The 24,112-nt window shown below is 43.5% G+C and carries 19 protein-coding genes and 1 other annotated feature; of the genes, 2 read left to right on the top strand and 17 right to left on the bottom strand.

Annotated features, from left to right (window positions below):
- From IGI94_RS02235 to IGI94_RS02215, 5 genes are read right to left on the bottom strand one after another with little or no spacing between them, the layout of a single operon-like run.
- Positions 1 to 1,428: a glycoside hydrolase family 43 protein gene (locus IGI94_RS02235; protein WP_015508890.1), complete on the bottom strand. Its 1,428-nt coding sequence runs from the start codon at positions 1,426 to 1,428 to the stop codon at positions 1 to 3.
- Positions 1,425 to 2,033, bottom strand: coding sequence for a DUF624 domain-containing protein (locus IGI94_RS02230; protein WP_061053696.1), 609 nt, complete (start codon positions 2,031 to 2,033; stop codon positions 1,425 to 1,427). Before IGI94_RS02230 ends, IGI94_RS02235 begins: the two co-directional genes overlap by 4 nt.
- Positions 2,034 to 2,037: 4 nt before the next feature.
- On the bottom strand, positions 2,038 to 2,871 hold the full coding sequence (locus tag IGI94_RS02225; RefSeq protein ID WP_005232200.1) for a carbohydrate ABC transporter permease: 834 nt from the start codon (positions 2,869 to 2,871) through the stop codon (positions 2,038 to 2,040).
- Between the two features lie 11 nt (positions 2,872 to 2,882).
- Complete coding sequence (locus tag IGI94_RS02220; RefSeq protein WP_034872060.1) at positions 2,883 to 3,797, bottom strand: carbohydrate ABC transporter permease; 915 nt, start codon at positions 3,795 to 3,797, stop codon at positions 2,883 to 2,885.
- A 56-nt stretch (positions 3,798 to 3,853) separates the two neighbouring features.
- The gene (locus IGI94_RS02215) at positions 3,854 to 5,194 is read right to left on the bottom strand and encodes an ABC transporter substrate-binding protein (RefSeq protein WP_015508887.1); all 1,341 of its coding nucleotides are present in this window, start codon (positions 5,192 to 5,194) and stop codon (positions 3,854 to 3,856) included.
- Between the two features lie 375 nt (positions 5,195 to 5,569).
- Between IGI94_RS02215 and IGI94_RS02210 the strand changes: the two genes are divergently transcribed.
- Positions 5,570 to 6,460: an ArsR/SmtB family transcription factor gene (locus IGI94_RS02210; RefSeq protein WP_008376111.1), complete on the top strand. Its 891-nt coding sequence runs from the start codon at positions 5,570 to 5,572 to the stop codon at positions 6,458 to 6,460.
- A 71-nt stretch (positions 6,461 to 6,531) separates the two neighbouring features.
- On the opposite strand, the gene IGI94_RS02205 is transcribed toward IGI94_RS02210, so the two are convergent.
- From IGI94_RS02205 to IGI94_RS02155, 11 genes are all read right to left on the bottom strand, one after another.
- Positions 6,532 to 8,355 carry an APC family permease gene (locus tag IGI94_RS02205; protein ID WP_034872061.1) on the bottom strand — a complete coding sequence of 608 codons (1,824 nt, stop codon included), beginning with the start codon at positions 8,353 to 8,355 and terminating at the stop codon, positions 6,532 to 6,534.
- Between the two features lie 217 nt (positions 8,356 to 8,572).
- Positions 8,573 to 11,275, bottom strand: coding sequence for a YhgE/Pip domain-containing protein (locus tag IGI94_RS02200; RefSeq protein WP_005232214.1), 2,703 nt, complete (start codon positions 11,273 to 11,275; stop codon positions 8,573 to 8,575).
- 15 nt (positions 11,276 to 11,290) lie between these two features.
- The gene (locus IGI94_RS02195) at positions 11,291 to 11,515 is read right to left on the bottom strand and encodes a hypothetical protein (RefSeq protein ID WP_438899372.1); all 225 of its coding nucleotides are present in this window, start codon (positions 11,513 to 11,515) and stop codon (positions 11,291 to 11,293) included.
- 47 nt (positions 11,516 to 11,562) lie between these two features.
- On the bottom strand, positions 11,563 to 12,237 hold the full coding sequence (locus tag IGI94_RS02190) for an HAD family hydrolase (RefSeq protein ID WP_438899371.1): 675 nt from the start codon (positions 12,235 to 12,237) through the stop codon (positions 11,563 to 11,565).
- Between the two features lie 46 nt (positions 12,238 to 12,283).
- Positions 12,284 to 13,084, bottom strand: coding sequence for a pyrroline-5-carboxylate reductase (gene proC / locus IGI94_RS02185; protein ID WP_008376116.1), 801 nt, complete (start codon positions 13,082 to 13,084; stop codon positions 12,284 to 12,286).
- Positions 13,085 to 13,145: 61 nt separating this feature from the next.
- Positions 13,146 to 13,847 (bottom strand): GntR family transcriptional regulator, encoded by a 702-nt coding sequence (locus tag IGI94_RS02180; RefSeq protein ID WP_005232219.1) that lies wholly within the window; start codon positions 13,845 to 13,847, stop codon positions 13,146 to 13,148.
- 43 nt (positions 13,848 to 13,890) lie between these two features.
- The gene (locus IGI94_RS02175) at positions 13,891 to 16,329 is read right to left on the bottom strand and encodes an FtsK/SpoIIIE family DNA translocase (RefSeq protein WP_086332951.1); all 2,439 of its coding nucleotides are present in this window, start codon (positions 16,327 to 16,329) and stop codon (positions 13,891 to 13,893) included.
- Positions 16,330 to 16,493: 164 nt separating this feature from the next.
- Entirely contained in the window at positions 16,494 to 17,297 is an 804-nt protein-coding gene (locus tag IGI94_RS02170; RefSeq protein ID WP_373192455.1) for an amino acid ABC transporter substrate-binding protein, read from the bottom strand.
- A 13-nt stretch (positions 17,298 to 17,310) separates the two neighbouring features.
- A complete protein-coding gene (locus tag IGI94_RS02165) occupies positions 17,311 to 17,943 on the bottom strand; it encodes an amino acid ABC transporter ATP-binding protein (protein ID WP_005227272.1) in 633 nt (210 codons plus the stop codon).
- Positions 17,944 to 17,955: 12 nt separating this feature from the next.
- Positions 17,956 to 18,600 carry an amino acid ABC transporter permease gene (locus IGI94_RS02160; RefSeq protein WP_005232226.1) on the bottom strand — a complete coding sequence of 215 codons (645 nt, stop codon included), beginning with the start codon at positions 18,598 to 18,600 and terminating at the stop codon, positions 17,956 to 17,958.
- 308 nt (positions 18,601 to 18,908) lie between these two features.
- Positions 18,909 to 19,143, bottom strand: a binding site (T-box leader).
- Between the two features lie 126 nt (positions 19,144 to 19,269).
- Complete coding sequence (locus IGI94_RS02155; RefSeq protein WP_438899370.1) at positions 19,270 to 20,424, bottom strand: cobalamin-independent methionine synthase II family protein; 1,155 nt, start codon at positions 20,422 to 20,424, stop codon at positions 19,270 to 19,272.
- Positions 20,425 to 20,550: 126 nt separating this feature from the next.
- On the opposite strand from IGI94_RS02155, the gene IGI94_RS02150 reads away from it, so the two are divergent.
- Complete coding sequence (locus tag IGI94_RS02150) at positions 20,551 to 21,471, top strand: LysR family transcriptional regulator (protein ID WP_005227268.1); 921 nt, start codon at positions 20,551 to 20,553, stop codon at positions 21,469 to 21,471.
- A 129-nt stretch (positions 21,472 to 21,600) separates the two neighbouring features.
- On the opposite strand, the gene IGI94_RS02145 is transcribed toward IGI94_RS02150, so the two are convergent.
- Positions 21,601 to 23,967: a phosphoketolase family protein gene (locus IGI94_RS02145; protein ID WP_438899369.1), complete on the bottom strand. Its 2,367-nt coding sequence runs from the start codon at positions 23,965 to 23,967 to the stop codon at positions 21,601 to 21,603.
- Positions 23,968 to 24,112: the final 145 nt, after the last annotated feature.

The raw sequence follows: 24,112 nt of genomic DNA, 5'->3' as shown, positions 1-24,112 counted from the left end.
TTACTCCTCATTCCTAACAATAAATAATGGTACTCCTGCTTCTGAGGTACCTGTAAATGTCATTACTTGCTTTTGCTGATTTTCATCCCAGCCGGAAAGAAACTTCCCTTTATAAACAGTGTCATCGATAACCACACTTGAATCTTCTTGACTATTCTTTTCTGCTAGTTCCCATGTTCCAGTGCGATCACCTTTGATCGTGCCATTTTTTTCAACTGTAATTTCCTGTGGTTCTTTCAAATCATCCGTTAAAAACTTGTCAAAGGAAATCAGCGTATAGGCACCCGTAACTTGATTCTTTGTATAGTCAGCAATCGTTTCTTCGCTGTATCTCAATGGAGAAACAACCGGCCAGCCTGCTTCTGTGAAAAACATTTGATGGACTCTCACAGAATGGTATTCTCCGCTATTTGGAAAACGTGTATGGAAAATCAAGTAATATTGATTGGTTTCTTCATCATAATAGGTCGAGTTGTGACCTGGCGAAACATAGCCAACCCCTTCATTGCTCGTATTTTCGGTATATAGGAAGTTCCCCATAATTTTAGTTCCGAAGTCTTGAATACTTGCGTCATCAAAAACTGTTCCAAATTTCCCTTTGACCTCAGCCATTGGATTTCCTTGGCTGTCTTCATAAGGACCATCGGGATTCTTTGACCGCGCGACTCGAAGGTTGTATCCACCGTCTGCATCTAACCCACCAAATGAAGTGAACAAGTAATAGTAGCCATTTTCTTGATTATACTGAATGTATGGTGCTTCGATGCGACTGTGATTTCCGCCCATCAAATGTGTTCCGTATGAATTGCGATCTTTAGGCAAACCCGTTTCATCATCCATTTCTAGGATAAAAATCCCACCTGAGTATGATCCATAGACCATCCATAATTTTCCTTCATTGTCATAAAAAACATGAGGATCGATCGCATTTGGATGAATCGCTGCATTGTACGCTTCACCAAACTGCGGAGAGGTTCCTGAATAAAGAAAAGATTCGACTTTTTCATAAGGACCTTCAATAGAGTCAGATACCGCCACTCCCATTACGGAGAGCGGTGAAGTTCCTTGACACAAACAATAGTACAAATAGTATTTTCCATTCTTAAACTGTTGGATATCACTAGCCCATAAAGTATCTGTCTGTGCGTACTCAAACTCTTCTGCCAATTCTTCTCGAATATTCTCAAATAGTGTATCTTCAGATACTGAATTAGATATCTGCTCCCACTTCATCAAATCCTGAGACTTGGCAAATTGCATATGTGATCCAATAATATAAAACGTATCATCCGCTTTGATCACCGATGGGTCATGGACACTAACATCGGCAAACTCAGGAGGGGACAAGACTTCTTCAACTGCAGAAGCAGTACAGCCAGATAAAAGAACCATTAGAGGAACACACGAGAAAAGAAATTTTTTGATCATGATTTTAACAATCCTTTCTTGCTATAGCCTGACAACAAGCACTTGCTGGCACTGTACAAAAAGATTGAAATTGCGACAAAAAAGAACCAATGATACGCCATGCTAACAATTGAAAATGTGAGAACCATCAAAAGACAAAGAAGCGATTCTTTTGGTAACAAGAATGGACTCGTCAATGAAAAAACGGCTTTTTTCCGCCACTTATCTTTACTCAATCGAGTGACTAAGGATAAATTGATCAATACTAAAATCACATAACTGAACAAAAACAAAAGTGGCCATTGGAAAAATGCTCTCATTAGATCACTTTGCTGCACAATCAGCAATTCCAAATAGAGAATGCCTAGAATAAGTGGAAATATAAAGACCCGCCATTTGTATAAGCGAATGGCTGACACATAGTTTTTCCAAAATAAAGTCAATACTTCTATATAAGAGTAATAGCCTGTAAATAGATCCTCTTTATTTAGAATCGTTAAGACAGCAACAGTACTGGGAACAAAGCCGACCACAAAAAAACCAGCTAAAATACCTAGAAGCCACAAAATATTTAGTTCTATCAGAAGTACCAATGCATTTAGCCAGTTCATTGCTTTTAGAAACATCTACTCACCCTTTCATTCCAGAAAGTGCAACTGATTCAATAATTTGCTTTTGGAAAATAATAAATACGATCAAAACCGGAAGTAATGAAACAACGGAAGCTGCCATAATCAACGGATAATCCGTTTGAATTGCATAGGCGGCATTTAAGTTTGCGATCACTACTTGCAATGTTTGTTTTTCTGGACTATTCAAGTAGATCAAGGGTGCTAAGTAGTCATTCCAAGCGCCCATAAACCATAAAATAAATTGAGCAGCAACCGCTGGACGAATCAACGGAAAAATCAATTGGATAAAGGTTTGTAAATAGCCCGCACCATCAATTTTCGCCGCCTCAACGATCGAATCAGGAATATTAGATAAATATTGTCGTAAAAAGAAAATCATCGTGATATTTCCAAACATTCCTGGGATGATCAATGGTAATAACGTATCAACCCAGCCAATTTGGGAAAACATCATAAATTGCGGGATCATCACCGCTGGATAAGGAATCATCAAAGCGGCTAAAAGGATTAGAAATAGCGCATCTTTATGCGGCATCCGTAATTTGGCAAATGAGAAGGCAGCTAAACTGGATGTCAGAGTACCTACAACAGTCACAGAAAGTGAAACGATCACTGTATTTTTAATCCCTGAGAACAAAGTGTCCAGCTCAGATAAACGTTTGTACGCATCAAATTGTACTGGGTCTGGAATCCATTGAGGTGGCAGCTGGAAGACGCCAGCTCGGTCTTTTAGCGATGTTGAGATCATCCAAAGTAACGGCCCCACCATAATAACTGCTCCAAGGGAGAGAATTAAAATAATGAGTACGTTGCTTATTTTCAGTTTTTTCATTCTTTTCCCTCCTAATCTAATTTATAGCTTGAACGATTGTTCATATAGAATTGGAATGCTGTTATCACAAAAACCAATACTGCTAGAATCAACGCCATACTGCTTGCATAACCCATTTGCCAATTTCTGAAAGCTTTTTGCCAGATATACCAAACGACCGTAGCACTGCTATATTGTGGTCCGCCAGTTGGTGTCATAATGTTTATTTCCGTAAAGATTTGTGAGCCGCCGATAATATTCGTAACGACTAAAAAGAAAGTGACTGGTCTAACCATCGGCCAAGTGATATTGCGAAACTTTTGAAAAGAAGAAGCACCATCTAATTCTGCTGCTTCATAAAAGGTTTTTGGTACACTTTGAATCGCTGCCAAGTACAAGAGCATAGAATAGCCCAAGCCCTTCCAAACAGACATAATAATAATTGCCGGTTTGACTGTTGATGGGTTTTGCAACCAGTTAGGGCCGCTGATACCGAAGATATCCAAGACCTGATTGACTAAACCAAAATCACCATTGTAAGCCCATTGCCACAAAATCGAAATGGCTGCTAATGATGAGATGACTGGAATATAATAGATTGTTCGAAAAATCGTCGTTCCTTTAATTCCTCTGCTCAGTGCTGATGCTAGCATAAATGACAAAATCAAACCGATTGGAATCCCTAACATCAAAAAGACGGTATTAAACATCGTCTTATAGAAGTACTCATCTCTAAAAAGCTTCTGAAAGTTCTCAAGACCGATAAAATTCATTTGCCCTAGACCGTTCCAATCTGTAAAGGCAGCATAAACCGAATAGCCCAAAGGTATCAATGAAAACAAAATAAATCCTAAAACTGGAAGTAGAACGAACAAGAAAGCAACTTTGTGCTCTTTTGCATAAAGACTATTTTTATTTTTTGTTTTTTTTATTTCCACTTGTTCCATTACGCGTCCCTCCATAAAAATCTTTGGGGTCACATAGATATGTGACCCCAGTGAGTCTATCTTGCTGTTTCTTGTTGGCGAATCGCTGAGTCTAGTTTTTCTTGCATCTTAGGTTGAACTTCTTTTAAATAATCCGCTGCCGTTTGATCTCCATCTAACACAGGTTGGATATTGATAAAGAATTCATCGTACCATTCTGCATTGTAGGTTGTTGCTACTGGCAAAGCGCGACCATAATCTTGGACGATGTCAATAAATTCTTGTTTATTATTAGGTACACTGTCCGTATCAGAAGCCCATTCTTCAGCCATATCAATCAGGTTAGGAATTTGAATCTGTGCATCTACTAATTGTTGTTGTCCTTCTTCAGATGCACTTAAATACTCAACTAATTTCACTGCTTCTTCTGGATGTTTGGTTTTGCTGGCAACACCAATTCCTAAAGAACCAATATACGTTGCAGATTCGCCTGTAGAGCCTGCTGGCCAAGGCATCAAGTCATACTCAAAATCTAATCCTGCATACGTACTCATATCCCAAGGTCCTACAGGGAAGAAAGCAATCTCCCCATTCATCCATCTTTGATACGTATCCAATGTTTGTGCATCAGAAATTGAAGGGGTGAGTTCATGCACATTTTGCAGATCCGCAAACCATTGCAATGCTTCCGCAAATTCTGGTGTATCGACTGTAACGGTATCTTTGGCTTCGTTGATCCAATCTGCTCCGTTACTCCAAACAAAAGCTTGTAAACTCCAGTTTACGTTAAATCCTGTTGCCCATTGGTCAAGATTTCCATCTCCATCAGAATCCTTCGTCAACTGTTTAGATACTTCAACGAATTCATCCCATGTATAAGGCGTATCTGTATCTGGCAAATCAATACCAGCTTCTTTAAACATGTCTTTGTTATATCCTAAAGCAAATGGTCCAACATCTTTTGGTAATCCATACAAAGCACCGCTACCAACTTTTTCACCATCATACCGATAACTGTTTACTCCATATTCCCAAATGTTTGAAAGATCAAAATCTGAATTCTCAATTTCATCCGTAATATCTAGCAAAACACCATTATCAACGTAAGCCATTAGATTGCTTTGTTCTACATAGAAAACATCGGGCATATTACCGCCTGAGATTGCCGCTTGCAGCTTTGTTGCATATTGATCAGCATCTGTGGCGATAATCTTAACGCTTACATCATTTTCTTCCTCAAATTGTTTAATTGCTGTTTCATAGGCTTTCTTCTCGTCCTCGCCGCCTCGAAACATAAACGTAATTTCTTTACTTCCGCTATCATCACCTGAACTATTATTACTGTTTCCGCAGGCCCCTAATACCAAACTACTTAAACCTAGAACTGCTCCCGAAAAAATAACCTTTTTGATGTTCATCTTTTCCATCCTCTCAAGTTTTATAGATATTTGCAGGTACGTTATCACATTTGTTCATTGACCTCTCTAAAAAAAGACCTTACTAACTGCTCATAATAATTCCTAACACCTAAGATATTTCCTATAAAGAAGCCTATAAACAATTCACAAAAACAAAACATAGAAATTGATGTTTGCAAACACTTTCAATTTACAAATAAATCATAACTTGATTTGTAATCGCTGTCAACAATATTTTGATTAATTTATCAAGGATAATATCTATGTTAATTAATAAATATATTAATAACTAGCGAAATAAACAACGCTATTTACACAAATTAGCAAATATGTTAACATTCAAGTAAATCAAACAGTTTAAGCGGAGGTGACACGATGCAATTAGAAATCAATCAAGAAGCATTGCCTGTCTATGAGGCACTTGCCAGTAACGTGCGAATCAAAATCATTCAATTGCTGGCTAAAAACAAGATGAATGTCAAAGAGTTGGCACAAGAGTTAGGCTTAAGCAGCGCTATCATTACGATGCATATCAAAAAATTAGAAGAAGCCAAAATCATCAAAACAGAGCGTGTGGGGCAAAAAAAGATTTCCAGTTTGAGAGTGGACCATATCGATATCAACTTTCCTGAGAAAATCTTTAATGCCTTTGATACGAAAGAAACGGCGATACCGATCGGTCATTATACAAATTATTCGGTAGAACCAACGTGTGGGCTTGCTACTTCAGCTGATTTTGTGGGAATGGTAGATGAACCGAAGTTTTTCATGGATCCCCGACGAATGGATGCCCGCATCTTGTGGTTTACGAAAGGATTTGTCGAATACCAATCGCCAAACTTCTTAGCAAAAGAAGAAAAACTCGAAATGATGGAGATTTCAATGGAAGTTTCGTCTGAATTTCCTTTTTCCAATAACAACTGGCCTTCAGACATCACCTTCAGCTTAAATGGTGTGGAGCTTGGTACATGGACTAGCCCAGGGGATTTTGCAGACATTCGTGGAAAGTATACACCGGATTGGTATCCAGACAATCTTAATCAGTACGGGTTATTGAAGACGATCCGCATCATGGATCATGGAACCTACATGGAAGGTGTTCCTCTTTCCGACATTACGATCAAGGATATACCTGCCTACGAAGATACGTGGCATTTAAAAGTGGAAGTCAAAGAAGATGCCGAGCATGTCGGCGGTTGTACCCTCTTTGGCAAGGGGTTTGGGAATTACGATCAAGATATCAAACTAAAAATGTTTTATAGCTAAAAAAAACGCTAGTCTTAGCGGCTGACCTAAACATTTCTTTTGGGAATCAGGTCGCTAAACTAGCGTTTTTGTTATTTTTTCAAATGGTAACTGTACGTACTTACAATGATGTTTTCACGCCAAGAGAGTCTGAAACGCAAGCGCAGGCTTGTTTGGTTGTGCAAAATATTTTGCCAGCGACGTCTTGGGACAAACTGTGGAATGATGACGGTCGTTGTGTAATTGTGTTTGGCTGCATTGCGGCTGACTAGATCCACATAACGCAAGATGGGATTTTCAATCGAACGATACGAAGAATGAACGACGGAGAAACGCACGTCTGGGAATTTTTGCTTAAATTCTTGTTCGATTTCTTTTTCTTTCTTCACATCTTCATCCAACGATACGTGCATCGCTACGACATAATCACCAATCGATTGGGCATAGTTCAATGCGCCGATATTTACTCGGGTAACATTTCCGACGAGAACGATCACGGTATTTCCTTCATAAACATGTAGTGCTTCTTGTTTTTCCAACCGCAGCTGTTCTGCGACTTTCTTATAATGATCATGGATCTTGTAAAAGATATACAAGAGGATCGGCATGATAATAAAGAATGGCCAAATATCGCCTAAGCGATACACGAACAAGATGGCAATGATCGCAAAGGAAATCAAAGCCCCAACGATGTTGGCGATCGATTTAAAGAACCAGCCTTTGCCTTCTTTTCTCCATTTGATCACCATTCCGCTTTGGGACAAGGCAAAAGGAATAAATACCCCAATGGAATACAAAGGAATCAAACGCTCGGTCGATCCTTGGAAGATAAACAATAATACGATGGAACCAGCAGCCAAGGTGATGATTCCGTTCGAATAGCCAAGACGGTCCCCACGGTCTTGATACATATGCGGCATATATTTGTCTTTCGCTAGGTTATACGCCAACACGGGGAAAGCTGAAAATCCGGTATTTGCGGCAACTGCTAAAATCAGTGCCGTAGCAAATTGCAAAACGTAGTACATAAACCCATGACCAAAAACGGCAGAACCGATTTGAGATAGGACGGTCACTTCTGTTTCTGGTACGATACCATACCAATAGTTGATAAAAGTGATGCCGACAAAGAAGAATCCTAAAATCGACGCCATGATTGTCAAGGTCGCAGCTGCATTTTTCGCCCGTGGTTTTTTGAAAAACGGCACCGCGTTACTGATCGCTTCGACCCCTGTCAAAGAAGAGGAACCTGATGAGAAAGCCCGTAAAATCAAGGCCACGGATACGCCAGGTACGACCGCTCCCGGTAGTGCGGTTGCATTTAACGGTTGCGCACCCGTTACGATATTGTACAAACCGACCACGATCAAGACTGTGATCACTGCGATAAAGGTGTAGACAGGAATCATCAAGAAGCTAGCTGATTCTCGCAACCCTCGCAGATTCATCATCATGATCAAGATTACGATCACGACAGAAATGGCCACTTGATGACCGAACAACGCCGGCACAGCTGAAGTGATAGCTTCTGCCCCTGCTGAGACGGATACTGCCACTGTCAGCATATAATCGATCAATAGAGAGCCGCCGGCAATCAGGCCCGCATTTTTCCCTAAATTTTCACTACTTACTACATATGCCCCACCGCCGTGAGGGTAAGCATGAATGATCTGGCGGTAAGACAAGGTCAATGAAATCAAAAGAATAATAACAAAAGCAGCGATCGGCAATGAATACCAGATAGCAGCAGCGGAAAGTGCCACTAATACGACAACGATCTGCTCTGTCCCATAAGCAATCGAAGACAAAGCATCAGAAGATAGCAACGCAAGGGCCGCCGTCCGGCTCAGTTTTTGTTCATCATTCTCTGCGGATTTCAATGGACGTCCGACCAACAAACGTTTCAAATACTCCACTTTTTCTACACTCCTTTTCATGAAAAAATCCTTCGTTAAACTTGTAACGATATCCTCACAAATATTGAATTATCAAGACTGTATGCTACTCTTGTAACCGCGAAAAGTCAATGAAAATCAGATGAAAAAACGACCCTTTTTCCCTCTTTTGATTATTAGAAATTTCACGTGATGGCACAAAAGCAGAAAGAACAAATGCTCTTTCTGCTTTAAGATTTTAGTGGAAGAAATGACTCTCTTTGGAAATGTCACTTAGTTTTTTCGTAGAGTTGACTAGATAAGGATACGCGTACGTACCGACGATCCCAAAGACTAGGAACAAAATCGTTAAAATGATCAACTGCGGGATAGCATTTGGCCAATAGATCCCACCGGCTGATTCTCTTAACAGATTGACCGCATGAGTAAACGGCAGTAGCGGATTAATGAATTGGAAGAACTTCCCAGAGACTTGGATTGGGTAGTTTCCTCCCCCACCTGAAATGGAGAGAACCAAAATAATGATGGCGATCCCTTTCCCGAGGTTGCCGAACAGTCCCGCCAGTACATAGACGATCATCATAAAGGCGAGTCCGACGAGTAATGCGAAGAAGACACTGTACACAGGGTTGTGGACATCGACGCCTAATAAAAACATATTTCCTAGGGTCACGATCAAACTTTGGGCGACTGCCATCGTCAAGAACGTCAGCATCCGTGCCACAAAGGTTTCACGTTGTGTAAAGCGTTTTTTGTCTTTCTTCTCTAAATGATACTCCGTTGTAGCGACACTTGACAACAATAATGCCCCTACCCACAAACACAATGCGGTATAAAATGGTGTGCTAGCTGAACCATTGTTGGCGATTGGGTAGATTTCATTGCTTTTTAATTCCACTGGTTGTTTGAAGAAGTCGGCTTCATCCGTGGCATCAAGTTTCAATAATTTGATGACTTCCCCGAGATCGACTTCATTTTCTCCTGCTCGGATCGCATCAGCGGCTTTGTGGATGCCTGCTTTGATACTTGGCCAATCGTTATTGATTAAATCAACAGCCGCATCCAAGGCTTTTTCAACTTCTGGCAGTTTTTCATCCACCATCGCCATCGTAGAACTGATTTCTGATTTGATGGTTGGCCAATCGTTTTGCAAGAAGTCTACGGCCAGCCCTAATTTTTCTTCGACAACTGGCAATTCGTTGTTGTACAGGTCGGCTCCTTTGTTGATGGCATTGACGATTTCATCCATATGACCATTCAGCATCGTATTGGCATCGTGCAATTCTTGCTTGATGGCAGGCAATTCTTTTTGGTATTTTTCCAAAATCGTCACGGCATTGCTGACCACTGATTTGGTGGAAGACAGCAACGAGTCAAAATCGATTTCTTGGGCTTTTTTCAAGACATCTTCGGCTGTGGTGATGGTTTCGATTAGTTTGGTTAGGATGTCGTTGATGGTTTTAGTTATAGATGGTACATTTATTTGTCCCAACAAGCTTTCTATTTCTTCAGCTGCGGTAGTTATATCACTAAGATATCTCTTCACTTCACTGACGTTGCCCTTTTGAACAGCTTCTTTAGCGCCTGCTAATTGCTGGGATACATTTGTCAAATGCCCTTTTACATCGTTTAACTGCCCAATCACACCTTGAATTTGGGCATTTTCAGCTGAGCCTTCAATATTTCCTAAAAATGCAATTAAGGCATCTAGCATACTTTGTTGTTGCTGAATACTTTGCTGCAACCCATCAATCGTTTGTAAAATTGATTCTCGATCTTGGTCCAACTGATCCTGATCGATTGAATCATTCAGAGCCTTCGACCATTTAGCAGTTGTCGAAGCAACTTGTTTAACTGAATCAATCGTCACTTGCGCACTGCTAGAGATACTTGGCAAGGCATCTTTGAACTGTTGCGCCCCATCTTTGGTCGCTGTGGCGAAGCTGGCGGCTTGGTCGCCTAGTTGTTCGATCTGTGGTAACGCTGCTTGAACTTGTTCGATGACTTGCAGTCCTTGTTTGGCGGTATCGATGCCGTCCGTCATGGTGCTGGCAATGTCATCAAAATCATCATCGATCATCTTCAATTGTTTGCCGGCATTTTGGATCTCTGGGATCTTCTCTTGCAAGGTCAAAATGATGCTGGCTTCTTTCTTCAATGTCGGCAGCTTATCGTTTAGGCCAATCAGTTTTTCCCCCATAGCATCCACTTGCGGGATATAATCGGTAAATTCTTCGGCTTTTGCGATCTTTTCCTTGATTTCTGGAAACTTATCGTGCAAGGTGACGATCTCTTTCGTATAACCGTCGATCGTAGCCAAATTGTCATCGGTATCTAAGATCATGGATTTGACTTTGTTGATGCTGACTAAGTTGGAATCAATGTCATAGCCGATTTCATTGAAGACTTTTATTAACGTAGAGCTGGCGGTTTCAATAAAGTTCTGTGAGATCTCTTCTTGAAGACTACTGGCTCCTTTCTCGGTGATTTTTGGTGCGATGGCGTTGATTTTTTGGTTGCTGTAATACTCAATGGTCGGTTTTTCAATTGTCCCGCTGGTAAAGCTGATCAGATCATCTGAAAAATCAGCTGGCAGATAAATACCAGCGTAATACTTTCCTGATTTGACTCCTTCTACCAAGTCCTCTTTTGAATCCACGAAACGCCAGCCTAACTGTTTGTTGTCATGGAGGGTGTCGATGACTTCATCACCGATATCGATATGCTTGCCTTGAAATTCTGCCCCTTTATCCGCACTATACACGGCGATTGGCAATTCACTGGTGTTGCCATATGGATCCCAAAGTGCTTTGATATTGAACCACGCATAAAGCGAGGGTAAGATCATTAAGGCAATGATCAAAAATGCAGAGATTGGATTGCTGAAAATTCGTTTCCAGTCCAGTTTATATAAATAGAAAACATTCTTTAGTTTATTCATTTTTTTCTTCCCCCACTAGTTCTTCGTCGAAGGATAATTTACCATGTTTTTCCCCCGCCGCCAAAGGCTACGATCGACCAAGAAAAGTCCTTTTGACAAATGGACGTTTTTGTCAAAATGAAACCCCTTTACTTTTTGTTTTTTTTCGCTTATTGTTAAACTTTCTTTAACTTTACCATGATGGCGAAAAACAAACCACTCATATCCTTTGAACTGTTTTTTTACCGGTCTTTTCTTCACAAAAAAAGCTTCCTTTTTCTGCAACGAAAAGGAAGCTTTTTTAGGTGTTATTTCAGTTGATCCTTTGTCAATAAATCATACACATATTTCAGTGAGGTGGCTTCGCCATATAACTGAAGTCCGGCCTTCTCTTCTGGGGAGTAGACTTGATCAAAACTTTGATCGGGAATCAACACGACATCGATCTCCGCACGTGTCGCAGCTGTTGCTCCCACAAGAGAATCTTCCATGACTAATGCTTTTTCTGCTGCGACTTGCGCTTTTTCTAAAGTCAGCAAGTAAGGTGCGGGATCAGGTTTATGGGCGGAGACATCATCGCCAAAGGTCTGATAGTCAAAGGCCTGCAACAAATCGAAATGCGCCAACAATTCAGAGGCTCTTTTTTTCATCGTCGAGGTGGCTAGTGCCGTTTGGAAGCCTTTCTCCCTAGCCAATGCGATGGTTTCTTTCGCATAGGGTTTAGTTTTGAAGGTGCCATCAGTTATTTGCTGGGCAATATAGACTTCCCGTTCTGCTCGTAATTCCTGCACCCGCTGCTGACCGCCTACGAGGTCGGCTAATTTACTAGCCGTCTGTTGCCAACTTTGACCACGCCAACCAAAAATATCAGCGGCTGTAATCGGAAGCTGATACTTTTTAAATAGAGCCAACCACCCATCAAAATAGACTTTTTCAGTATCGACTAACAATCCATCAAAATCAAAAATCAAAAGTTCTTTCATAAACGCTCCTTCGTTTTGCTAAGATTTTTCCCTCACTCACTGGGTATCAAGACATTTCCCGACTTTTGTCAGCAGCTGCTTGCACTGCTTTGATGACAGCCGCACGAAAGCCATTTTCCTCTAAGGTTTTGACTGCTTGGATCGTTGTGCCCCCAGGCGAGCTGACACGATCCTTTAAAACACCTGGGTGTTCCTTCGTCTCTAGTACCATCTTCGCTGCGCCTAATACCGCTTGAGCAGCAAATTCATACGCCATCGGCCGCGGCATACCTTCTGCCACTGCTCCATCTGCCAAAGCTTCAATGAATAAATACGTGTAGGCTGGCGAAGAACCACTGACACCAATGACTGCATCGATCATGCTTTCTGGTACTTGCTCGGCTTTCCCAAGGCTTTCAAAAAGTTGTTTGACTTCGTTGGCTTCGGCTTCCGTTACTTGACCGTTGGGGCTGATAGAAGACATCCCTTCGCCGACAAGTGCGGGGGTATTTGGCATGACCCGCACGATTTTGTGCGCACCGATGATTTCTTCCATTTGCGCGATCGTCACACCCGCGGCAATGGATACTAGCAAGTGTTCCTCAGTCAATCCTGCTTTTAAATCAGCAAGCAAGCGGGGAAAGACAAAAGGTTTGACTGCTAAGACGAAGATCTCTGCTTTTTCTGTGACATCCGCCAGCTTAGTTGTCCCAGTGATTCCGGTTTCTTTTTCTAATTGTGCCAAAGTCGGCTCGTAGCGATGGTTATAAACCAAGATCTCTGCTGGTTCATACAGCTTTGCTGCAATCAAGCCATTAATGATAGCTTTTGCCATGTTACCGGCTCCTAAAAAGGCGATTTTTCTCATGTATTTCACGCTCCACTTCTGATTTTGGTACCACTTTTTGCTAAAAAAGCCTAATCAATGACTAGGCTTCAAATTCGATCATATACGGATGCAAGGCAGTGTTATAGATCCCTTCTGTATATTCTACCACTTCTCCTTGTAGATCATACGAATAACGGGTTCGTTTCAAGGCAGCGACCTCCGGCGTGATCATAAACTTCTGTTGCTCTTCAGTCAACGTCGTTGCCACAAACGCATCTTGAAAGCGATCGATGATCATTCGATGTTCATCCAATAGGCGATACAATGATTTTTCTTCAAAGACCTCGATGGAGGTTCCCTTTAGTTGCTTTGGCAAATGGTACTCATAGTAAATAAAAGGTTGGTGGTCAAAATAGTACATGCGACGTAAACGCATGACTTCTTTGCCCATCAAAGAATACGCAGGGTGTTCAGGCGCAAGTTCGACTAATTCATAGCTGAGGTTTTTCTTTGTGTATTCCTTGCCGGTCTTTTCAAGCAATTGGCTAAACGTCGTGCCTTTTGACAGCTTGTTGTAGGGGCGATTGCTTAAAACCGTCGTCCCACGTCCGCTGCGTTTTTCCACATACTCATCTGCCGCTAACAATTCGATGGCTTTGCGGACAGTGATCTTGCTGACATTGAAGGTAGCTTCCAATTCTGTTTCCGTCGGTAAAAATGAACCAATCGGGTAGCGACCCGACATGATGTCTTCTTTGAGCTTATCGGCAACATCACGGTAAAGAATGTGTTTGCGTTTCATTGCTATCTCGCCTTTCTCTCATTGGATTGGTCTGGTGTTCTCCTTATTCATCAAAGGTAGGAATGTCTTCTGGTTGCGGCTCGATCAAGACTTTCCGTGGCTTGCTGCCTTCAGAAGGGCCAACGACGCCTTGATCTTCTAATTCATCCACTAACCGAGCCGCTCGGTTATAGCCGATGCGAAAACGTCGCTGCAAGAGAGAAACGCTGGCGGTCTGCATTTCCACCACAAGGGCTTTGGCATCTTCGAACAGCTCATCTTGCGGTTGTCCGCTGCTGCCGGCACTCGTTTCTTCCTCAGTGACCATCATTTTTTCTTCATAATTGGCTTCTTGCTGATCTGTCACGAATTCAACCACTCGTTCGACTTCTTGGTCGGAAATAAAGGCCCCTTGGACCCGAATCGGTTTGTTCTCACCCATCGGCAGATACAGCATGTCGCCGCGGCCCAGCAGTTTTTCGGCCCCGTTCCCATCAATGATGGTCCGAGAATCGACACCGCTGGAAACAGCAAACGCCATCCGTGATGGAACATTGGCTTTGATGATCCCTGTAATGACATCCACACTTGGTCGTTGCGTTGCTAAGATCATATGGATACCAGCTGCCCGCGCCATTTGTGCCAAACGAATGATGGCATCTTCGACTTCGTTGCTAGCAACCATCATCAAGTCAGCTAACTCATCAACGATCACCACAATGAATGGCAAGATCGGACGATTTTCGCCATCTTCTAAATTCTTATTGATTACTAAATCGTTGTAGCCAGTAATATTTCGGACCCCAGTTGCCGCAAATTTTTCGTAGCGTTCTTCCATTTCCTTGACCACTTTTTGCAACGCTTGCGCCGCTTTGCGAGGATTGGTCACAACGGGTGTCAAGAGATGGGGAATCCCATTGTAAACATTTAATTCAACCATTTTCGGGTCGATCATCATCAGTTTGACTTCATGGGGTTTTGCCCGCATCAAAATACTGGTGATGATGCCGTTGATGGCTACGGACTTCCCGCTCCCGGTCGATCCGGCAATCAAGAGATGGGGCATTTTCGTTAAGTCTGCCGTTTGGACACGGCCAGAAATATCGCGTCCTAAAGGTACTTCTAATAGTTTATCTGGATGATCTGGTTGGGCTTCGATCACTTCTCGGAATGAAACCATGCTGACTGCGCTGTTTGGAACTTCGATCCCAATCAATGATTTCCCTGGGATCGGCGCTTCCATCCGCACATCTTTGGCGGCCAAGGCTAAGGCGATATCATCGGTCAACCCGACGATTTTGCTGACTTTGACCCCTACTGCTGGTTGAACTTCGAATTTGGTTACTGCTGGTCCTAAGCTAGCTTTGACGACTTTTGCGTCAACGCCGAAGCTTTGGAAGGTGGTTTCTAACACACCAATATTTTGTTCGATCTTTTTGTACTCGCTGCTTTGATCCGTTGAAGGGATCGAATCGAGTAATTGCGCTGAAGGCAATTCATAATCACGATTTTCAGCTTCTTCCGAAATCTCAAATTCCAATACTTCACCATCGTCATCGAGGATCTCCCCGTCTTCGTTGACCTTTTTGCTTGGTCCCGGTTTGTTTCCTGCTGGATGCGGTGCTTGAGCGGCCTCTGGTGCCGCCGCTTGCGGCAATTCTTGGAAGTGGTCGATGGGTACAAAGCTCAGCTGCTCTGGTTCAAAATCAGCTGGCGCTTGCATCTGCTGTTCTTTTGCTGATTTTTCGTCTTCTGTCATTGGTCGGACTTGATTCTTTTCTTTGATCTCCGCCATGACTGCTGCTCGCTCGGCTTCTTTTTTGGCTTCTTTCGCCGCTTGTTTCTCTGCTGCTCGTTCCGCTTTGCGGGCTTCTCGTTCGGCTTGCTTTTCTGGAGAGCCTTCTAACAACCGCTGCAGCTTGTCACCAGCTACTTGCAGGTGCTCCACTAACTCGTGGCTGCTCATTTGGCTGAACAAGAACGCCCCGATCAGCATGAGTAAAACAGCGATGATGTAGCTGCCGATCTGGGAAACAAGAAAATAGGTCGCCCCATAAAGCATGGCGCCAATCATTCCGCCCCCGACATTTTGGGTCACTTGGCTGCGCCGGATATCGCCTAACAGCGTCATCCACGTCGTTTGGAAGATATTGGCTTGTTCTCCCACCACATTACTAAAGATTTGCGCATGGAGGATGATCAGTAAACCAAAATACACCAATACACAGCCGATCACTCGCCGAATGCTCTTAAACCGAGCATCGGTCGTTTTGATCGCTAACCAGACACCATAAGCAGCTAGGGCAACACTCAAAAATTGGTACGTGTTTCCGCCAACGATCCGAAACCCGTTGGCAATCAAGGTTCCTAAAAAACCTAAATGGAAAAAGCCAAATATCGAAAACAAGACAAAGAGCAGGCCGACGCCGACCAGCATTAATTTCTCTTGCTGTTTTTGTTGTTTTTTTGTTTTGCGTTTCTTTGCGCGTTTTTTTTGCGCCATTTCTATCCCTCTTTTCATCTTTCCCTATTATAACGAAAAAAGAAGGCGAACAAAAGTTTTCCTGTGAGAAATTTTGGTTAGCTGTTGGAATTTAAGCGAAAATTTCTTAAATGATGAAAAAAACACCAGCTGCTAAGCAGCCAGTGCCTCTTGTTGACTTGTTTTTAGTTTGGTGTGACGTCTTCGCCAAACCACTTTTCAGAGATTTCAGCAAAGGTACCATTGTCTTGCAATTCTTTCAAACCATCGTTGATTTTATCTGCCATGGCTTGATCGTCTTTACGCACACCTACAGCAAAATCTTCTGCTTCAAAAGGGCTTTCGATTTCGTTGAAGTCATCGGTTTTGCCTGTTTGAGTCAAATAATATTCTGCGTAGACGCGGTCGATCAAAAGACCGTCGATCCGACCGTTTTCTAGATCGATAAAGGCTTCATTAAAACTGGCATACAAGGTTGCGTCATTGCCGTCTACAAGATCCTTCAAAACTTCCGGTTGGTTATTGAAGGTCTCATAACCAGAAGAACCTTCTTGGGCACCTAAGACTTTGCCCGCCATATCATCGAAGCTAGTAATGCCGCTTGATTTCGCTGTGACCAAGACTTGTTTATTTTCCATATAAGTATCTGTAAACAATACTTTTTCTTCACGAGCTGCGGTTTTGGTATACCCGTTCCAGATCATATCGATGGTGCCATTGCTTAGTTCGGTTTCTTTCATGGACCAATCGATTGGTTGAAATTTGACTTTGGTTCCTGTTAGATCCAAAATCGCTGTGGCTAAATCCACATCAAACCCAACGATGTTGCCTTGGTCGTCTTTAAAGCCCATCGGTACGAAGGTATCGTCTAGGCCGACGATCACTTCTTCTTTGTCAGCGGCACTGGTTGTGGTGTCATTGCTACTGCCGCACGCCCCTAATAAAAATACACTTGCTGCTGCGATTCCCGTTAATAGTAATTTTTTCATTTTGTTCTCCCCCTTATTCTCCTGCTACTTTTAATAATTGATCGCCGATATTTTCGGCAAAAACCAAATCATGGGTCACCACGATCTGGGTCACTCCTTCTTTTTTCAGATCCAAGATCAGCTGTTCGACTTGCTGTCTCAAGCCTGGATCTAAGGCGCTGGTAGGCTCGTCATAGGCCAACACTTTGGGATTCATCGCCATCGCTCGTGCAATAGCCACCCGTTGCCGCTGCCCCCCGGACAACTGGAAGGGGTATTGGGCTAATAGGTCACTTAACCCTAGTTTTTCTGCCAACTGTTCGGCTTTTGCTGTATACGCGGCTTTGTCTTGTTTTAGCACCATTTTTGGTGCCAAAGTGATGTTTTCAAAAACCGACAAGTGGGGAAACAATTGGAAGTCTTGGAAGACGACACCGACGACTTGTTCTTGTTCTTTTGTGTCGGTGGGATCAAAGGCTTTGCCATCCAGTAAAAAGCTTCCAGAATCGATCGTTTCTAACCCAGCCAGTGTCCGAAGCAAGGTGGTTTTCCCGCCACCGGAAGGACCGACCACCGCTAAGATACTGCCGTCTTCGATCGTCAGGTCTAGCTGATCGATGACTTTTTTGGCGCCAAATGATTTTGATACTTGTTTTAGTTCTAACATATGTGGTTCCTCCTAACGGTAATAGTCCAGTTTGGTCTCGATTTGTTTTAACAATAACGTGAAGACGCCCGTCATCACCAAGTAGATCAAGCCGACCCCAACTAACGGAAGCAAGGTACTGTCTCGCTCCATGGCGATTTTTCCGATTCGCATCACGTCTGACAAGCCCAAGATGTAGACGAGGGATGTGTCTTTGACAAGATTGATGACTTCATTGCCGACAGATGGCAGGGTGATCTTGACAACTTGTGGGATGATGATTTTTTGGATCGTTTGGATTGGGGATAAACGCAAGACTTTCGCAGCTTCGTATTGTCCGGCTGGAATCGATTGGATCCCCCCACGGAAAATCTCAGCAAAATACGCAGCGTAATTGATGATAAAGGCGATCAAGGCTGCTTCAAAGCGATCAAAGACGATCCCTAAAATCGGCAGACCGTAGAAAACAAAGATCAACTGCAGCAATAAAGGCGTTCCTCGCATCAACCAAACGTAGACTTGCACGATCAATTTCAAAATACGCAGGCGACTGGCTAAAACAAAGGCAAACAAGATGCCTAAGGGAATGGACCCGATTAAGGTCAGTGCGAACAATTTAACGGTGATTCCGGTTCCTGAAATTAGTTGGGGCATAACATTGACTAAATACTCAAACATGGTGACTTCCTCCTTGATAGGTTTCAATTTCGCTTGGCAGAAAAACAGCTTAGCGACGGCTTACTCCGACGCTTATGTGGCGCTGTGCGTTGGCTGGTGAGGGCAACTGGCAAGTTTCATTTTTCTAAAAAAGAAAAACAAAAAAAGCGCACACTGGCATTTGCCAGAGGACGCTAGATACGTGGTTCCACCTCAATTTGCCTTTCCTTCACAGGAAAAGGCCTCGTGCAGTCTTTGTGATCCTTCCACTTTCGGTTTTCGGTGAGCCGCAAAAAAAGAGAAAAAAAAACGTCCCCTAGCCATTACAGCTAAAGGACGTTATCAACGCGGTTCCACCTTTGTTTATCAGTGCTTCACAGCAACTGAACTCAGAAAGTCATCAATCAATGACTGCTGCTGTAACGGGCAAACCCGGTCTCTCCTACTTTTCTTTCGGAAAAACGACTCCAAGATGTGTTTCACAACCATGCGTTATCTCTTTGCACCAACCAGAGACTCTCTTCAAACAGCAAGCCTTGCTACTCTTCTTTTCGATGTCTGTTTCATTAAGTTGTGTCTTACTTTACTCGCTCTTAAAGAAAATGTCAAACATTTTTTCTGAAATTTTCGAAACTTTGTCTAATACATCGATTTCGAGAGGAAGATTCAGGGAAAAGAAGACGCAACTGCTTAACCGAAGTATGCTTCAGCTAAGGCTTGCCCTTGCTTGATTTTTGCCCATTGCTGCTCAGTCGAAAGCTCATTGCCGCAGTCACAAGAGGCAAAGCCGCATTGATGAGAAAGATAAAGCCGCTCCTTAGGAATGATTTGGCTGGCTTTGTCTAATAAGGCGATCACTCGCTCTTCATCGTCTAATGTGGCGGTTTTGCTGGATAATAAGCCTAAGACAACTTCCACTTCTGAACGATCTTTCAGCGCTTCTAAAGCCGAGATATCACCGGCACGGTCATCGTCCCACTCCAGGAAAAAGCGGTCATAATGCTGATCACGTAAGAATTTTTCGGCGATCGCTTTGTAGGTACCACTGGCTGCCGCGCGGCTTTGGTAATTGCCGCGACAATTGTGGGTCCAGACTTTTAATCCTAATTCGTGGGCGTAATCAGCGACTTCGTTGTTGATCGCCACGAATTCATCGGCTAACGCTTCTAAGCCGTCATTGCCTTGGGTGAAGAAGCTCTTGTCATTGTCTTCAGCAAATAGTTCCCATAAACAATCATCGAACTGAACGATCTCACCACCGGCTTCTCGGTATTCCTGCAAGAATTCCTTGTAGGCGTTAAGCAGCCCTTCCCGCAAGGCTTCTTTCGTTGGATACACCTGACCTTCACCAACGAGGTCGTTAAAGACAGTCAGCTCGGTAAACGCGTGGGCAGCCCCCCAGACGGTGATTTTGACTGGCAGGTCGCCAGCTTGGCGTTTGGTTTCTTTAAACAATGTCAAGTAATGATGGTTTTTGCCAGATAATGGTTCTGTGATCCGGATGCCGATGTCTTTACGCGTTTCAAAATGTCCACCGTCCAAATCTTCAAAGGCATACCCATGATCGGAGATATAGCGCTCAACGCCTTTTAATCCCCAGAGAAAATCCAGGTGCCACATCGAGCGGCCATGTTCGCCATCTGTGATGACTGTAATGCCGTGTTCTTTTTGCGCTTCAATGATGTCAGCGATCGCTTTTGCTTCCGTTTCTTGGTAGCCAGGAAACGCATCATAAAACGGGTAGCGGATGTCCTCCCGATGCTCGATTTGATTTTTGTAGTCCAATAAATCTTGTGGTCGTAACAATGACCCCACAAGCTGAAATTTGTCTGTTGCCATATCCATACCTCCTATACAAAGTTTTCAAAATTGTTAGATTTATTCTAGCAAACATCTTATACTATAGATAATACTTATAAACTTATATATTCCATAGGCAATACCTATAACACAAAAAGGAGGTTGCATCCCATGCGTATCCAGCAGCTTGAATATTTGGAAAAAATCGTAGAAACTGGCTCTTTCAATGAAGCCGCTAAACAGCTTTTCATCAGTCAGCCCTCCCTCTCTCAAGCCATGAAAGAGTTGGAAAAAGAGTATGATCTGCAGCTGTTTTACCGCAGTAAATTAGGGGTGACCTTGACCGATGATGGCCGTTCCTTTCTCAACTATGCTCGAAATGTTTTAGACCAAGTCAATCTCTTGGACGAACGCTTTCGCAAAGACAGCCATCGCAAGCATGTTTTCAGTGTTTCCGCACAACACTATGCCTTCGTCGTCCACGCCTTCGTGGAGCTGGTCAAACAGTTAGGGGAGGATGAATTTCAATTCACCTTGCGAGAGACCCAGACACAAAATGTACTGGATGATATCCAGACGTTTAAGAGCGAATTGGGGGTCATTTATCTAAATGATTTCAACACGACGGTCCTCACCCGTTTGATCCACGAAAAAGACCTGCAATTCATTCCTTTGTTTGAAGCCAAACCCCACGTCTTCATCGGCCGAGAAAATCCCCTGACTCAGAAAAAAAGCATCACATTAGCTGATTTGGAACCATATACCTATTTGTCGTACGAACAAGGGGAAACCAATTCCTTCTACTTTTCTGAAGAGATCTTAAGCACTTTACAGCGCAAAAAACACATCCGCATCAGCGATCGTGCCACGATCTTCAATTTGATGGTGGGTCTCAACGGCTATACCATCAGCTCTGGGATCATCAGCAGTGAGCTGAATGATGAAAAAATCGTTGCGATCCCTTTGGAGGTCGATGATGCGATGACCCTAGGTTACCTCAAACACAAGAAAATGGAACTGAGTGAGATGGCTTTGGACTATCTCGCCTTGTTGAAGCAGCATATCAAAAATTACGGTTTCGACGTCTTTTAAAAAAAACGATCCGCAGACAGTCGGTCGGGCTTCCTTAGTAAGGTGTCCCGACCCTGTTGCGGATCGTTTTGTTTCTTTTGTGCTTTTTTTATTCTTAAATTGTCTTACGTTGGTGTTGTGGAGAATAAATCAACGCAATGGTTTCCATTCCCACTCTTCGACTTCGGCGATATCATAGCCGTTTTCTCGAATAAAGTCATGGTGATACGCAACGGTGTCTGCCATTTTTTGGGCAAAGTCCGTTGCTTTTTCTCCATAGACCCATTCGGCGGCGTCTTTGGCTAAGTGGAAGCGATCCAATTCAGAAAGGATCCGCATATCAAACGGTGTCGTGATGTCGCCATTTTCTCGGTACCCATGAATATGAAGCTGTTGGTTGCGACGGCCAAAGAAAATGTCGCGAATCAGTCCTTCATATCCGTGGAAAGCAAACACGATCGGTTTGTCTTTCGTAAAGTAGGCTTCGAATGCTTCATCGCTCAACCCACGAGGATCGACTTCTGGACGACGCAATTTCAATAGATCGACCACATTGATGAAGCGGACTTTCAACTCTGGGAAGGCTTCAATCAGCAAGGAAACAGCGGCTAAAGCTTCCAAATTCGGTTCCGTCCCAGCAGCTGCGATCACAATATCGGGTTCTTGTCCTTCATCTGTCGATGCCCAGTCGATGACTTTCAAGCCATCTTTGACAAGCACTTTCGCTTCATCCGCCGAGTAAAACTGCGGGCGTGGGTGTTTTGAAGAGACCACTAGATTGATCTTTTCTTCAGAAGCGAGTGTTTCTGCCATGACAGCCATCAAGCTATTGGCATCGGCTGGCAAGTAGACCCGCACAAAGTCGGCTTTTTTCTCTGCAATATGGGTCATGATCCCTGGATCTTGGTGGGTGTACCCATTATGGTCTTGTTGGAAGACCGTTGATGAAGCAATCAAATTCAATGAGGGATACGGGTTGCGCCAGTCAAGATCATGGGCTTTTCGTAACCATTTGAAGTGTTGCGTGATCATAGAATCAACGACTCTTAAGAATGACTCGTAGCTGGCAAAGAAGCCATGACGACCCGTCAGCACATAGCCTTCCAAGAAGCCTTCTGCTTGATGTTCTGATAATTGTGAATCAATCACACGGCCCACTGAAGACAGCCATTCATCATAATCAGGATGTTTTGGCTCCAACCATTGGCGGTCCGTGACTTCAAACACATGGTTCAACCGATTGGATTTGGCTTCATCTGGGCCAAAGATGCGGAAGTTATCGGGATTTTCTTTGATGATGTCACGGGCAAATTTCCCAAAGACCATCATATCTTGGGCAGTCGTTTCCCCTGGTGTCTCGATCGCAATGGCATGTGCTTGCCAATCTGGCAAGCGTAGCGGTTGCGGATCGATCCCCCCATTGGTGATTGGGTTGACCGCCATCCGCTGCTCTCCTTTTGGTGCCAATTCTTGAATCTCAGCTTTGATGCGGCCGTTTTCGTCAAAAAGCTCTTCTGGACGATATGACTGCAGCCAATCCGTCAAAGCATCCACGTGTTCCATATGTTTCGCATTGACAGGGATCGGTACTTGGTGGGCACGGAAGCCCCCTTCAATCGGCTCGCCATCCCAGACTTTCGGTCCAGTCCACCCTTTCGGTGTGCGAACGATCAAAACAGGCCAATGAGGCATAGCGGCTTCTTCCGCAGAACCTTTGCGGGCTTCTGCTTGGATCGCGTGGATCTGTTCGATGGCTTGATCCATTTTCTGTGCCAATTGCGGATGAACGGCTTCTGGATCGTCCCCTTCTACGAAATAAGGGGTCCAACCCATGCCTTCAAAATATTTCGTGAGATCTTGGTCACTTTTACGAGCCAAAATCGTTGGATTGGCAATCTTGGCGCCATTCAAATGCAAGATAGGCAAAATTGCGCCATCATTGACTGGATTGATAAAGGTATTTGAAAACCAGCTGCCCGCTAATGGTCCAGTTTCGGCTTCGCCATCACCGACCACTACTGCTGCAATGACATCGGGATTGTCTAAAATAGCTCCGGTAGCGTGGGCGATGGAATAGCCTAGCTCGCCGCCTTCATGGATCGAACCTGGCGTTTCAGGTGCCGCATGAGAAGCGATCCCACCTGGGAAAGAGAAGGTTTTGAATAGATGTTTCATCCCTGCTTCGTCTTTGGTGGCTTTTGGATAGATCTCGCTGTAGCTGCCGTCTAAATAAGCATTCGCAACCATGACTTGTCCGCCATGGCCTGGTCCTTCGATATAAAACATGTTTAAGTCGTACTTATTGATGACGCGATTGAGATGGGTGTAAATAAAATTTTGCCCTGCGATCGTTCCCCAGTGACCAATCGGATTCACTTTCAAATCTTTTTCTTCGATGGGGCGGCGCAATAAGGGATTGTCTTTCAAATAAATCTGACCAACGGAAAGGTAGTTGGCTGCTCGCCACCAAGCGTTCATTTTCTGATAATACTCTGGTGTATCGTAGGTTGTCTTCATTGTGCTCCTCCTTTTAGTCCATTGTTCCACTCTTACATAAAAGTCTATGCCCCCTATATTTAAAAGTCAATTTTGCTGATTGCTGGTGCTTTCAGGGGTCTGCTTATCCGCACTTTGCAGCTAGAAGGCAAGAAAGTTTAAGAAA

This window comes from Enterococcus sp. AZ149 (genome assembly GCF_051714285.1).
GTDB lineage: Bacteria > Bacillota > Bacilli > Lactobacillales > Enterococcaceae > Enterococcus_D > Enterococcus_D entomosocium.
This window is presented reverse-complemented; position numbering and strand designations above follow the sequence as displayed.